Annotated in this window: 10 protein-coding genes and 1 pseudogene; 5 read left to right on the top strand and 6 right to left on the bottom strand. The window is 67.1% G+C overall.

The window, feature by feature from the left end:
* Positions 1-14 precede the first annotated feature (14 nt).
* Positions 15-1031 (top strand): GNAT family N-acetyltransferase, encoded by a 1017-nt coding sequence (locus QFZ46_RS13235; protein ID WP_307362227.1) that lies wholly within the window; start codon positions 15-17, stop codon positions 1029-1031.
* A gap of 168 nt (positions 1032-1199) precedes the next feature.
* Positions 1200-2177, top strand: a complete 978-nt coding sequence (locus QFZ46_RS13230) for an o-succinylbenzoate synthase (RefSeq protein WP_307362226.1) — start codon at positions 1200-1202, stop codon at positions 2175-2177.
* A 35-nt stretch (positions 2178-2212) separates the two neighbouring features.
* On the opposite strand, the gene QFZ46_RS13225 is transcribed toward QFZ46_RS13230, so the two are convergent.
* The gene (locus QFZ46_RS13225) at positions 2213-2845 is read right to left on the bottom strand and encodes a TetR/AcrR family transcriptional regulator (protein ID WP_307362224.1); all 633 of its coding nucleotides are present in this window, start codon (positions 2843-2845) and stop codon (positions 2213-2215) included.
* A 128-nt stretch (positions 2846-2973) separates the two neighbouring features.
* On the opposite strand from QFZ46_RS13225, the pseudogene QFZ46_RS20010 reads away from it, so the two are divergent.
* The 3 genes and pseudogenes from QFZ46_RS20010 (at position 2974) to QFZ46_RS13205 (ending at position 8552) form a co-directional block, all read left to right on the top strand.
* Positions 2974-5791, top strand: a pseudogene (locus QFZ46_RS20010) (efflux RND transporter permease subunit).
* On the top strand, positions 5788-7884 hold the full coding sequence (locus QFZ46_RS13210) for a YhgE/Pip family protein (protein WP_307362222.1): 2097 nt from the start codon (positions 5788-5790) through the stop codon (positions 7882-7884). Before QFZ46_RS20010 ends, QFZ46_RS13210 begins: the two are co-directional and overlap by 4 nt.
* A gap of 80 nt (positions 7885-7964) precedes the next feature.
* Positions 7965-8552: a 2'-5' RNA ligase family protein gene (locus QFZ46_RS13205; RefSeq protein WP_307362221.1), complete on the top strand. Its 588-nt coding sequence runs from the start codon at positions 7965-7967 to the stop codon at positions 8550-8552.
* Between the two features lie 15 nt (positions 8553-8567).
* On the opposite strand, the gene ccsB is transcribed toward QFZ46_RS13205, so the two are convergent.
* Genes ccsB through QFZ46_RS13180 form a run of 5 tightly spaced genes read right to left on the bottom strand, consistent with a single transcriptional unit; the run spans position 8568 to position 13943 of the window.
* The gene (gene ccsB, locus QFZ46_RS13200; protein ID WP_307362219.1) at positions 8568-9557 is read right to left on the bottom strand and encodes a c-type cytochrome biogenesis protein CcsB; all 990 of its coding nucleotides are present in this window, start codon (positions 9555-9557) and stop codon (positions 8568-8570) included.
* Between the two features lie 9 nt (positions 9558-9566).
* Positions 9567-11297 (bottom strand): cytochrome c biogenesis protein ResB, encoded by a 1731-nt coding sequence (resB, locus tag QFZ46_RS13195; RefSeq protein ID WP_373457649.1) that lies wholly within the window; start codon positions 11295-11297, stop codon positions 9567-9569.
* Positions 11278-12033 carry a cytochrome c biogenesis CcdA family protein gene (locus tag QFZ46_RS13190; protein ID WP_307362213.1) on the bottom strand — a complete coding sequence of 252 codons (756 nt, stop codon included), beginning with the start codon at positions 12031-12033 and terminating at the stop codon, positions 11278-11280. The genes resB and QFZ46_RS13190 overlap by 20 nt, the downstream gene beginning before the upstream one ends.
* Positions 12030-12680, bottom strand: a complete 651-nt coding sequence (locus tag QFZ46_RS13185) for a TlpA family protein disulfide reductase (protein WP_307362212.1) — start codon at positions 12678-12680, stop codon at positions 12030-12032. The genes QFZ46_RS13190 and QFZ46_RS13185 overlap by 4 nt, the downstream gene beginning before the upstream one ends.
* A 9-nt stretch (positions 12681-12689) precedes the next feature.
* Positions 12690-13943, bottom strand: a complete 1254-nt coding sequence (locus QFZ46_RS13180) for a glycosyltransferase (RefSeq protein WP_307362211.1) — start codon at positions 13941-13943, stop codon at positions 12690-12692.
* Between the last annotated feature and the right edge of the window lie 23 nt (positions 13944-13966).

Here is a 13966-nt window from a genome sequence, read left to right as displayed (position 1 = left end):
GTTACGTTTGCAGGATGCTCGAACTCATCCAGATCGACCCGTTCGACGGTTCCGCGGTGAATCTGTGGTGGGACATCTACGCCAGCGCCGAGCGCGCAGACCGCGGCGCTGCGACTGCGGTGTGGACGCGCAACGAATCGCAGCATGAACTGCAGCAGGCCACCGAGACGATCGACCGCCGTGCCTACCTGGCTCGAATCGACGGTGAGATCGTCGCGGGCGGTCGACTCGCACTCCCCCTGCGCGACAACACCCGGGTGGCGACGCTCGGCGTGCACGTCGCGCCCGACCTCCGGCGCCAAGGCATCGGCACGGCCGTGCTCACGGCGCTCGAAGCCGAGGCTCGCAGCGCAGGTCGAGACGTCCTCAAGGCGAGCGCATCCTGGCCCTGGAGCGCAGGCGACGACGGCGCGGGCGTTCCAGGTCGCGAGTTCGCGCGGCGCCACGGCTATGCACTGGCACTCGGGGATGTGCAGAGCCGCCTGCGGCTGCCGGTCTCAGCCGCGCATCTCGCCGCACTCAGCGCAGAAGCATCCGCCCATTCAGGGGAATTCACGCTGCGATCCTGGATCGGCAGCGTGCCCCAACAGGTCGTCAGCGGATGGGCCGAGCTCGACGCCGCCGTCGACACCGAGGCGCCTGTCGGCGATCTCGAGATCGAGCAGGCCACGGTCGACGTCGGCGAGATCCGCAGGAGCGAAACGCTGCTCGCGCGGCAGAACCGGCGCAGCTTCGGCACCGTCGCCTGCGACCGCACCGGCCGTGTCGTCGCGTTCACGCAGCTGGTCGTGTCCGGCGACGACGGGAACGCGTACCAATGGGGCACTCTCGTGCGGCGGGAGGCCCGCGGCCATCGACTGGGCATGGCCGTCAAGATCGCCAATCTGCGGACCCTGCAAGAGCACGCCTCCGGCGTACGCGCGGTCTACACGTACAACGCCGGCGTCAACGAGCACATGCTCGCCATCAACCGCAGTCTGGGCTTCGCCCCTTCCGAATTTATGGCCGAGCTGCAGAAGCGACTGGCCTGAACGTTCGCCCGCGCCGTCGGCACACTTGGCGGTTCAGAATCACGGATGGCTGCTGAAACACCTCTTTTCCACAGCCATCCGTACCTTTGGCCAGCCATGTGTACCGCTGCGCGACTGATTCGGCACGGCGGGCGGGCCGCGGCGAGCGCGGAAGGGCATGATGGTGACATGATCCCGTCGCTTGCAGAGCTGCTCGACACGGCCCGTGTGGTCGCCCTTCCCATGACGACCCGCTTCCGAGGCGTCGATGTGCGCGAGGCGCTGCTTTTCGAGGGACCGGAGGGCTGGGCGGAGTTCTCGCCGTTCGTCGAGTACGCGGATGCCGAGGCATCCGTCTGGCTCGCCTCGGCGATCGACTACGCCTGGAGCACGCAGCCCGTTCCGCTGCGGCAGTCCATCGGCGTGAACGCGACAGTGCCGGCCGTCGCCGCTGCCGACGTTTCCCGCGTGCTGGCACGATTCCCTGGATGCCGTACCGCCAAGGTCAAGGTCGCAGAACCCGGCCAGTCGCTGAGCGACGACATCGCGAGGGTGCGCGCAGCACGCGACGCGCTGGGTCCGGAAGGCCGTGTGCGCATCGATGCGAACGGCGCGTGGAACGTCGATGAGGCAGAGCACGCCATCCACGCCCTCGCGGAGTTCGACCTCGAGTACGCCGAGCAGCCCTGCGCGAGCGTCGAGGAGCTCGCCGAGCTGCGTTCACGCGTGAAGTACATGGGCATCCCGATCGCAGCAGACGAGAGCATCCGCAAGGCCGATGATCCCCTCGCAGTCGCCAGGGCAGGCGCCGCCGACCTGATCGTGATCAAGGCGCAGCCACTCGGCGGCCTCACGCGCGCGCTGCAGATCGTCGTCGCCGCTGGGCTCCCGGCCGTAGTCTCCAGCGCGCTCGACACCGCGGTGGGACTGTCGCAGGGCGCGGCTCTCGCCGCCGCGCTCCCCCACCTCGACTACGACTGCGGTCTGGGCACCGGCGCACTGTTCGTCGAGGACGTCGCAGATCTCTCCCCGACAAAGGGCTCCATCCCCGTCGGCCGCGTCACCCCCGACACGGCGCGACTCGACAAGCTCGCGGCATCCGCCGAGCGTCGCGACTGGTGGCTCGAGCGTCTCGAACGCTGCCACACGCTGCTCGCCGCCGAGTAGGCCCTACCCCACACTGCGGTCGCCGCAGCGCCGCCTCAGCCTGCGGCAGGGGCGATGAGCAGTTCGACGAGATGCCCGAGCGCCTCGGCACCGGCACGATGCAGCTTCTCGCCGTCCCAGCCGGACACCGCCGCACGCGCCATGCAGCCCTCCCACTGGACCATGAGCATCTGTGCAGCGGTGGGCACATCGATCCGCAGCGCGAACAGGCCGGAGTCGACGATGCCCTGGATGATCTCCTCGATGCTCGCGGTCATCGCCCGATCCTGCGCGAGATACGCCTTGCCGAAGCCTTCATCGCGCAGCGCGCGGATGCGGATCTCGCTCATCATGAGGACGCTCAGTCGATCGTCCAGCCCGGAATCCATCACCTTCTGCACGAGCTCGATGGGATCGGCATCGCCGTTCAGCACGCCTGCGGCGACGAACTCCTCGATGCGCCCGCGCACTGATGCCAGACGCTGCTCGGCCACCGAGGATGCGAGCTCGAGGAAGAGCTCGTCCTTCGACTCGAAGTTCGAGTAGAACGCCCCGCGCGTGAAGCCGGCGCGGTCGCAGATCGCCTCGACGCTGGCACCTTCGAGCCCGACCTCGGCGAACACCTCTGCCGCGGCATCCAGCAGGCGCGCACGCGTGTTCTCTCGCCGTCTCGTCACGGGAATCGTCATCGAAGCCTCCTCCCTCCACACTTTCACATCCGGCGCACAGATTCGCGCGCACGACCCACCGTAGGATACACATGTGTATCGGATACATCACTGTATCCAGTCTCTCGTCCGCCGTCCCGGAGGAATCTGTGTCCACTCTCCTGTCGTCACTCGGACGCTGGTCGTTCCGCCACCCCTGGCGAGTGCTCGTCGCCTGGCTCATCGTCCTCGGCGTCGCCGGCGGCGGTGCGCTCGCACTCAACCAGGGCACGGACAACTCGTTCAGCATTCCCGGCACCGAGTCGCAGGACGGCCTCGAGCAGCTCTCGCGTTCGTTCCCCCAGGTGAGCGGCACGAACGCGCAGTTCATCGTCGTCGCCGCCGACGGCGACTCGATCACCGACGACGAGTACCGCGAACCGATCGAGGATGCTGTCGACGAACTGAGCGACCTCGATGGCGTACTGGCGGTCACCTCCCCCTACGACGAGACGATCGAGGGGATGGTCAACGAGGGCGAGACCGCGGCGATCGTCCAGTTGCAGTTCGACGGTCAGGCCACCGACGTGTCTGCTGAGACGAAGGACGCGCTGACCGCGGACGTCGATGAGCTCGCGAGTGCGCTGCCCGACGGTTCGCAGACCAAGCTCGGTGGAGATCTGTTTGCCATCTCGATCCCTGGCGTGACCCTCACCGAAGCCGTCGGCCTCATCATCGCGCTGCTGGTGCTGATCGTCACCTTCCGCTCCTTCGTCATCGCCGGCCTTCCGCTTCTCACCGCAATGCTCGGCGTCGGCATCTCGATGGCCGGTATCTTCGCCGCCACCGCGTTCGCGAGCGTCTCCTCGACCACACCGCTGCTCGCCTTGATGCTGGGACTCGCGGTCGGCATCGACTATGCACTGTTCATCATGGCCCGGCATCAGGATCAGGTGCGCGAAGGCGTCGATCCGGAGGAGTCGGCCGCCCGCGCTGTCGGAACCGCCGGGTCCGCGGTGGTGTTCGCCGGTATCACCGTGCTGATCGCACTGATCGGTCTCGGCTTCGCCGGAATCCCGTTCCTGACGACCATGGGAATCGCCGCCTCCGTCGCCGTCGCGTTCGCCGTGGCGATCGCCGTGACGCTCACCCCCGCAGTACTCGGCTTCCTGAAGGGCCGTATCGTCGGCCGCCCGAAGAAGATCAAGGCGCCCAAGAAGGGCAAGGAGGCCAAACCCCGCCTCGGATTCAGCGACCGCTGGGTCGGCGGCGTGACGAAGCATCCGATCCTCACGTCCCTCGCCGTCGTCATCGGCCTCGGCGTCGTCGCCGTCCCCGCTCTCAGCCTGAACCTCGCCCTGCCCAATGCCGGCGTGCTCGCGCCCGACGACGAGGCTCGGCAGAGTTACGACCTCGTCGCGGAGGAGTTCGGTGCCGGATTCAACGGCCCTCTCATCCTCACCGGCACGATCGTCACGTCGACCGATCCCCTCACCCTGATGGAAGACCTCGGGGATGCCGTCGCCGAGATCGACGGCGTGAAAGAGGTCGCACTCGCCACCCCGAACGAGACCGCGGACACCGGCATCGTGCAGGTGATCCCCGAGACCGCACCGGATGACCCCGCCACGAGTGATCTCGTGCGCGAACTGCGCTCGCACCACGACGAGTGGCTCGACGACTTCGGCATCGACGCTGAAGGTCACAGGCTTCACCGCGGTCGCGATCGACATCTCCGACCAGCTCGGAAACGCGCTGCTGCCCTTCGGTGTCTTCGTGATCGGTCTGTCACTGATCCTGCTGACGATCGTGTTCCGCTCGCTCTGGGTGCCCATCACTGCGGCCCTCGGTTACCTGCTCTCGATCGTCGCGGCATTCGGTGTCGTCGGAGCAGTTTTCGAGTGGGGCTGGTTCGCGGATCTGCTGCACGTCGCCAAGGTCGGTCCGATCATCAGCTTCATGCCGATCATCCTCATGGGCGTGCTGTTCGGTCTCGCGATGGACTATCAGGTGTTCCTGGTCTCCCGGATGCGCGAAGACTTCGTGCACGACCCCGACGGCCGCTCACCCGACCGGAGCGTGCGCCGCGCGGCCGCGCTCCGTGCAGTGCGCAGTGGATTCACCGGATCCGCGAAGGTCGTCACCGCGGCGGGACTCATCATGTTCGCGGTGTTCGTCGCATTCGTCCCCGAGGGCGACTCCTCGCTCAAGCCGATCGCCCTCGGTCTCGCCGCCGGCATCGCGATCGATGCATTCCTGGTGCGCATGACGCTGATCCCGGCACTCATGGCGATCCTCGGCGAGCGCGCCTGGCAGATCCCCGCGTGGCTGGAGAAGATCCTGCCGAGCGTCGACATCGAGGGCGAAGCCGTCGAACGTGAACGACACCTCGAGGCGTGGCCTGGCGACGGCTCGGTCGTCGCGGCGGACGAACTCGTGCTGAGTGCGGATGCACCGATCCTCGAGGACGTCACGCTGCGGGTCGCCCCCGGCACGGCGCTCATCGCCACCGGACACGACGGCCGCGTACGCCGTGCCCTCGCGCTGGCCGTTGCCGGCAGGCTGACGCCGGATGCAGGCAAACTGCGGGTCGCCGGGCATCTGCTGCCCGGCCGGGCGGCCTGGGTACGCAGTCACGTCGGCTGCGTGCTGGTCGACGATGCGGATGCTGCACTCGCAGACCTTCGCGAAGCTCTGCGTGGGGCGCCCACTCTCGTCGTCATCGACGGCATCGACCGTTTCACCGGCGGGCAGCGCGATCAGGCGACCGCGATGCTGCAGGATGCTGCGGCGGCAGCGTCCGCACGGGCTGCCGCGGGGACCTCGAGTCCGCTCGCGGTGTTCGCGACAGCATCCGACGCGGGCCTCGCCCGCACGATCCTCGCGGAGGCCGCGTGGACGGATGCCGAGCTGCTCGACCTCGCGATGCCAACGCCTTCCGCGCACCTGACCACCTCCGACACCGACTCCCATGAGGTGAACGCATGACCCTCTCGATCGAGCGCGCCCGCTCGCGCAAGCCCATCACCTGGCTGACGATTCTCGGCATCCTGCTGCTGCCGGCAGCGGTCGGCGGCGTCCTTGTCGCTGCTCTGCAGAACCCGACTGAGCGGCTGGACACCATGACGGCCGCCATCGTGAACCTCGATGAGCCCGTCACGATCGACGACCAGTACACGCCGCTCGGGCGGCAGCTGGCGTCGGGACTCGTCGAGGGTTCGGACGACCTGGACTCCAACCTCACATGGGTCATCTCGAATAAGGACGACGCCGCTGAGGGGCTCGCCGACGGCAGCTACCAGGCGGTCATCACGATTCCGGCGGAGTTCTCCGCAGCAGCCACCTCTTCAGGCCAGGCGATCTCCGACGGCGGCGGCACCGCCGAACAGGCGACGATCAAGGTCACCACACCGGATGACGGACTCGTCGCCGATGACCTCATCACGGGCCAGATCGCGTCGGTCGCGGCATCCACCATGGGCACCATGCTGTCTGAGGCGACCATGGAGAACGTATTGGTCGGCTTCACGACGATCGGCGACCAGATCGGCGAAGCCTCCTCGGGCGCCCTCGAACTCGCGACCGGTGCGCGAACCGCCGCGGACGGCGCTGCTGCGCTTCCGGACGGGGCGACGAAGCTCGCGGACGGCGCCGCGCAGCTGGGAACCGGCGCGTCAGAACTCGCCGGCGGACTCGGCACCATCGGCTCGGGCACGAGGGATGCGGCGAACGGTGCGAGTGCGTTGGGCGCGGGGTTGACCTCCGGTGCGACTGCGCTGGAGGCTCCGGACAGCGATCTGAACAAGCTGGCCGGTGCGGCTTCGACCGGCGCCGGATATGCACAGACGGCGGCGGACAGCACTGTCGCGGTTGCGCAGTCGCTCGGCGGCAACGCACAGAGCCTCGGCACGAACGCAGGTGCGCTCGGCGCTCTCGTCACCGAGTGCTACACCTCGAACCCCGACACGGCGTTCTGCGACCAACTCGCCGAGGTCGCCCAGAGCGTCGGTACGGATGCCGAGAACATCGGTGCCGACGCTCAGTCCGCCGGCTCCGCTGCTGAAGCTGCCGGCTACGCGAACGGGTACGCCGGGAACGTCTCGACCGGCGTGAGTGCGCTGCCGAGCGCGCTCGCAGGTCAGCTGCGCACCGCCGGTGACGGCGCTCTCTCCCTCGCCGACGGTCTGTATCAGCTTACGAGCGGCGTCGACCAGTCCGCGACGGGCGCGACCGCCCTGAGCACGGGTGCGGTCGCTCTGAGTGATGGCGCGACGCAGCTTTCGGATGGCGCAGCCGAGCTGGCCACCGGCGTCGACAAGCTCGCGACCGGGACCGGCGATCTCGCGGGCGGGTTGAAGACGGCGTCCGAGTCACTCCCCTCGTTCGACGATCAGGAATCGTCGTCACTCGCATCCGTCATCGCCGACCCTGTGTCGTCGAACTCGTCCGACTCGTCGATGAACACGATCTTCGGACCGACCGCCATCCCGCTGCTCGCGGCCGTGGTGCTGTGGTTCGGTGGCCTGGCATCATTCATCGTCATGCGCGCGCACACCGCGCGCACGCTGACATCGCGCCGTTCATCGGCGGGGCTCACACTGCGCGCCTTCGCACCCGCAGCCGCGATCGGAGCCGGACAGGGCGTTCTCGTCGCACTGATCGTCCAGTTCGTGGCGTCGTACGACGCCGCAGCGTGTGTGGGCCTTCGCCGGCACAGCAGTCGTGGCCGGTGTCGCGTTCGCCGCGGTGAACCAGGCGCTCGTGGCTCTGTTCGGCGGCATCGGACGCTGGATCAGCGCTCTCATCGGCGTCGTGGCCGTGGCCACCGGACTCATCTCGACGGTTCCCGATTGGCTCGCATCGATAGGCGGTGCGCTTCCGACGGCGCCGGCCTTCACGGGACTGATCGCTGCGAACGGCAGCGCCCTCGCGGGCCTCGTGGTGTGGGGCGTGCTGTCGCTCATCGCCACGACACTGATCGTCGCCGTGCGCCGGACGACTTCAGCGAAGGCCGTGCTCGCCACCGCGTGACGTCTCGGCGCCCTTCGAAGGAGGAAAGTGTCGGTCAAACTCGAGTTTGACCGACACTTTTCTCCTTTCGACGCGGCATCGTGAGGCGGTGGGGCGTAATCAACGACGACCGGGACCGTAGGCTCGATCCATGCGCCGGCCGTTCATGAACCACCCCGATCAACTCGCGTCCCTGGAGGGTCAGCAGTACCTGGTGCTGCGACCGACCGGAGCAGTGGCCGACGATTACCGGGAGGTTCAGGATGCTGTCCTCCGGGCCCTGCCCGTCGCCGTGAAGCACCCTCACACCGCGCATGTCACGCTTCGCGGGTTCTACGAGCCCGACCGCCTGGACGACGTACGCGCACTCGTTCGCGCATGGGGCGCGGCCCAGCATCCGATCGAGATCACGACCGAAGCGATCGACACGTTTCCTGCACCGTGGCAGATCGTCATCGCGCGGCTCGCGCGCACGGCATCCGTCATCACCGCGTACGCGTCGCTCACCGACGCCCTCGCCGACACCGACTTCCGCCGCCTGGATGAGCGAGCGCTCGACGACTGGACGTTCCATATGTCGGTCATCTACGGCAAGACTCTCGACGCGGACGAGTGGCGCGCGATCGCGGAATCGGTGACGAACGAATACGACGAGCACCCCACCGAGGTCGTCAACGAGGCGGAGCTGGTCTGGTACTCCGGCGGAGCCGAGCACCACGAGGTCATTCCGCTGGGGTGAACGCCTCAGCTCAACTCAACTCAGGCCGGAGTACGCGTGCAGGCCTTTGAAGAAGACGTTGACGATCGTGAAATTGAAGATCACGGCACTGAAGCCGATGATGGCCAGCCATGCCGAACGGCTGCCACGCCAACCCCGGGTCGCTCGCGCGTGGATGTACCCGGCGAACAGCACCCAGATGATGAAGGTCCAGGTCTCCTTGACGTCGAAGCCCCAATAGCGACCCCAGGCGTCCTGCGCCCAGATCGATCCCGCGATGAGCGTGAACGTCCAGAGGATGAAGCCGACGATCGCGAAGCGGAACGACAGCCCCTCCAGTCGCTCAGAGCCCGGGAGCGTCGCGAGGAAGGACGGACCGGTCTTGTCCGCGTTCTCAGCGATGCGGCGTTCGCGACGGTGCTGCATCAACTGCAGCACCGACAACGCCGCCGTCAAAGCGAAGAAGGCGGTGCCGAGCGACGCCACGAACACGTGGATCACGAGCCAGATGCTCTTGAGCGGGTCCATCAGCGGCACGACGCCGACGTAGAAGCTGAGCGCGGCCGAGCCCATCAGCACGACGATGAGGCCGGTGATGAAGGTGCCGAGGAAGCGCAGATCGATACGCGTGAGCACCAGCAGATAGACGAAGACGACCAGAAGCGTGCCGATCATCGCGAATTCGTAGAGGTTCGCCCACGGCACACGCTCGGCGGCGATCCCTCGCAGCACCGTCGCGGCCAGGTGGAACACGAAAGCGAGCCAGGTGAGCGTGGTGCCGATGCGCGCCATCACATAACGGGGCTTCGCAGGCTCAGCGGATGCCGCGTCCTCGGATGCTGCATCCCCGGTTGCCACGGCAGAGCCGGCACCGGCACCGACCAGTGCGGCCTCGCGCTCGAGCCGGGCGTCGGCGGTGACCTCTGATCGACGCGCGAGATCGAACGTGTAGGCGACGAAGGCCGCGGCGTAGATCGCGATCGCCGTCCAGATGAACAGGATCGAGAGGGAATCGAGGTCGGGCATGGTCCCAGTCTACTTTCGGGGCTTCGCAGGAGTGGAGGAGGTGGAACGGCGGGGGTCATCGAGCAGACGTGCGTGACCTGCCACCAGGTCGTCGACGGCCGCCGCGAGCGTCGGATCTTCGCCGCGCGCGAGCCCCGCGTATTCGAGGGTGACCGTGTCGTCGGAGGTCGTCGCCTTCACCCACATGCGACGACGCGGCACGAACAGCGCGAGCATGAGGCCACCGAGGGCGAGCAGGGCGAACACGAGCACCCAGACGGCCGAATCGTCGTGATGGATCTGCAGGGACACGAATCGCTTCACCGACTGCGTGTAGTCGGTCGCACCGGCGGGCGATTCATCCTCGAACGTGACCGTTCCGAGCCCATTGGGCAGATCGGCGGTCTCGCCCGGCTGCAGCTCGATCGAGTCGACGTCGGTCGTGCGCCCGGTGAGCTTCGTGAGCTCCTCGGTGTCGAGCACGTACACCGAGCGCGGGGTTCCCTCGTTGATGCCGAGGTCTCCCTCGTAGACGTCGAGAGTGAGCAGCGGGGCCAGCAGATCTCCGTGCGCCGACGCGAACGCACCGGTGTCGAGTCTGGCAGCGCTCGGATAGAAGAAGGCGGCGATGCCGAGCTGCTCCGGCATCCCATCGGTCACCTTGACGACGCCGAGCGAGGTCAGGTTGTTGTCCTGCGGAAGGAACGGCACGGAGTTGCTGTAGACGACGTCGCCGTCGGCGTTGCGCACAGTGAGGGTGGGTGCGTAACCGTTGCCGAGCAGGTAGATCTTGTCGCCGGCGACGCCCAGCGGGTGGTTCACGCGCACGGACTCCTTGCGCGTCTCACCGTTCTCGCGCACCGAGACGTTCGCCGAGAAGTCGCCTGCCTGACCGGAGGCGGCGGAGCCGTATTCCTGATACGTGACGTCGAACGAGTCGAGCGTCATCGCGTAGGGCGTGAGCGCGTCGTCGCTGACGAAGCGTCCGCGGTTCATCGACTCGTAGTCGAGCAGCGTGTTGACGAACGTCTGCCCCTCGACGACCACGCGCTGCCCCGTGTACGCGAAACTGCCGCCGATGCCGACCACGAGGAGCACGCCGACGAGCGCGAGATGGAAGACGAGGTTGCCCGTCTCCCGCCAGTACCCCCGTTCGGCGGACACCGAGTACGTGCGGCCCTTGTCGTATCGCTCTACGCGGTATCCGAGTGCCTTGAGCTGCTTCTGGGCGATGTCGATCGATCGCGCTGCTTCTGCTCCGGCATCCGTCGCGTCGCGTGTCACTTCACGGTGATCCTCGAGCCGGCCCAGCCGTGCCGGCGTGCGGGGCGGGCGTGCGCGCAGCGCCTTGAGATGATGCTTGATCCGCGGGATGACGCATCCGACGAGAGAGATGAACAGCAGCAGGTAGATCGCGGAGAACCACGGCGACAGGTACACGTCGAACATGTTCATGGCGTCGAGCACCGGGAACAGATCGGGATTGTCGGTCTGCCACTGCGTGACGCCGTTGGGGTCGGCCATCCGCTGCGGGAAGATCGAGCCGGGGATCGCCGCGATAGCGAGCACCAGCAGCAGGATGATCGCCGTGCGCATCGATGTGAGCTGGCGCCACCCCCATCGCAGCCAGCCGACGAAGCCGAGTCGCGGCTGAGTGATCGCGGAGTCGTCGCCGTCGATGTGGTCGGACGGACGAAGCGGATCGGAAGACGTCACGGCATCCTTCTGGTCGGTTCGGGGATCAGAGCGGGAGGATGACACTGCCCATCACCGCCGTCAGCTGCGACATGATGTCCGTCCAGATCCCGGTGACCATGAGCACGCCGAGCAGGATCAGCAGCACTCCCCCGATGATGTTCACGACGCGGATGTGGCGGCGCAGGAACCCGATCGCCCGTGTCGCCCAGCCGAACCCGAGAGCCACGAGCAGGAACGGGATGCCGAGGCCGAGGCTGTACGCCAGCCCGAGGAAGGAGGCGCGCCACGGGTCGCCGACGTTCCAGGACAGAGACACGATGGTGGTGAGCGTCGGGCCCATGCACGGGGCCCAGCCGATTCCGAGAGCGAGCCCGAGCAACGGAGCACCGATGATTCCGGCCTTCGAGTCGACCTGGAAGCGGAATTCCCGCTGCGCGAACCCGAACAAGCCGAGGAAGACGAGTCCCATGAGGATGATCACGACGCCCAGGATGCGGGTGATCAGTTCGCCCCACTGCACGAAGAAGTGTCCGGTCACTCCGCCGAGCACCGTCCAGGCGACGAAGACCACGGTGAAGCCGAGGATGAAAAGCAGAACGCCCAGAACGAGGCGTCCTCGGCCGGCTTGTGCGGCCGATCCGTTCGACGAGCGAGGCGCCACCGCTCCCCCGAGGAACCCGAGATAGCCGGGCACGAGCGGAAGCACACAGGGCGAAAGGAAGGACACGAGCCCCGCGAGCATCGCAACCGGGATCGCGAGCCAGAGAGCGCCGGAGCCGATCAGTTCCTGAGTGTTCACGCGCTCTCCGCGAGCGCGTCCTTGACGAGCGTGGAGAGGATCGAGGGGCCGTCAAGGGGGCCGACGATGCGGGCCGCGACGCGCCCCTGCTTGTCGAGCACGAGCGTGGACGGCGTTCCCTGCAGCGGTGCGTCGCTGGCGAAGGCGAGTTTCGCTTCACCGCTGTCGACGTCGATGAGACTCGGGTAGGTCACGCCGTACGTCTCTGCGAACGCCTTCGCGGTGTCCGCCTGGTCGTAGATGTTGACGCCGACGAAGGAGACGTCCTCATCTTCATTCGCCTGCCAGACCGATTCGAGATCCTTCGCCTCGACGCGGCACGGAGCGCAGCCCGCGTACCAGAAGTTCACGACAGTGACATCGCCGGCGATGTCCGCGCTGCTGAACTCTTCACCGTCCTCAGTCACTCCACCGAAGACGATCGGCTCGCCGCGATCTTCCGGTGCGATCTCCACGACGGCGCCGTCCGCCGAGATGTAACCCTTGTCGTCGCCGGAGAGATACTGCTCGGCGACCGGATCCGGCGCGCAGGCGGTCAGAGCGACGGCGAACAGCGCGGCGAGCGCGGCTCCGACCACACGACCGGAACGTCGAGTACGGGAGGAGCGGCCGCTGCGAATCGGTCGAATCGTCGAGGCGAGTGGCACATTCCCAGTCTAGACGCGGGAATCTATGCGGCCCCTGTACTCTGTGCGCGCGGACTCCGTGCGCGCGAAGCGTCGGGTTCCGGCGCCTCGGTAGAGATCCTCATATCGACGGACGATCGTCGTGGCGTCGTGCTGAACGGCCCGCTGCACGGCATGCGCGCTCATCGTCAGGTAATCGTTCTCGGGGAGGGTCAGGATCTTGACGATCTGCCTGGCGAACTCCTCGGCGCTGTAGGTCGGGACGAGGTATCCCTCGACACCGTTGTGAACGAGGTGCGGGAGAGCCATCGCGTCGGCCAGGACGACAGGAGTCCCTGATGCCAGCGCCTCAAGGGTCGCAATGCTCTGCAGCTCGGCGGGCGAAGGCATCACGAAGACGGTCGCCTCATGATGCAGCGCCACAAGCTGCTCGTCCGTCACCCGTCCGTGGAATCGCACGCGAGTCGACACTCCGAGCTGTTCGGCGAGTTGCTCCAAGACAGCACGCTCGGAGCCACCGCCGACGATGTCGAGGTGCGCGTCGACGTCGTGGTCGAGTAAAGCGATGGCTCGCAGCAGCGTCGGAAGGTTCTTCTCGGGATCCAGACGCCCGACGAAGAGGATGCTGCGCTGTCCGGGCTTCGCCTGCTTCGGCGTGAAGCGGTGCAGATCGACGCCGCACGAGATCGGAGTGACGGATGCGAGACCGATGCTGCGCTCCAGGTAGTCGGCCGCTATCGGAGTCGGGCTTGTGACGATGTCCGCACGGGAGTACACGGCGGCAGCCAGATTCCAGCCGCGTCGCGTCACTGCGGGGACGATGCGCCCCGGAAGCCCGCCGACAGAGGCGAGGTTGTCCGGCATCACATGATTCGTCGCCACGATCGGGATGCTGCGGAGGTGTGCTTCGTACGCGACCCCTCGACCGATACCGATGAACGATTGCACGTGCACGACATCGGGGCGGACCTCGTCGAGGATACGACCGACACGTCGGCGTACCTCCCACGGCGGAGCGATCCGCAGCCATTCATGCGCCGGCCATTTCACGCTGCGCAGTCGATGCGTCCGGATCAGTTGGTCGTCGATCATCGTCACCCCGGAGTGTCCGGAGAAGGTGGGCGAGGGCGCGATCACATGAACGTCGTGCCCGCGGCGGGAGAGGCGCACGGCGTGATCTCTGGCGAACCTGGCCGCGCCGTTGATGTCCGGGGGGAACGTGTCTGTCGCGATGAGGACCCGCAGCGGTTCCGTCGGATGCTCGGGTGACGCCGTACCGGTCATCGTCCACGTCCTTTTCATAGTGT

It is taken from the genome of Microbacterium murale, assembly GCF_030815955.1.
In the GTDB taxonomy this organism is placed as follows: Bacteria; Actinomycetota; Actinomycetes; order Actinomycetales; family Microbacteriaceae; genus Microbacterium; species Microbacterium murale_A.
This window is presented reverse-complemented; position numbering and strand designations above follow the sequence as displayed.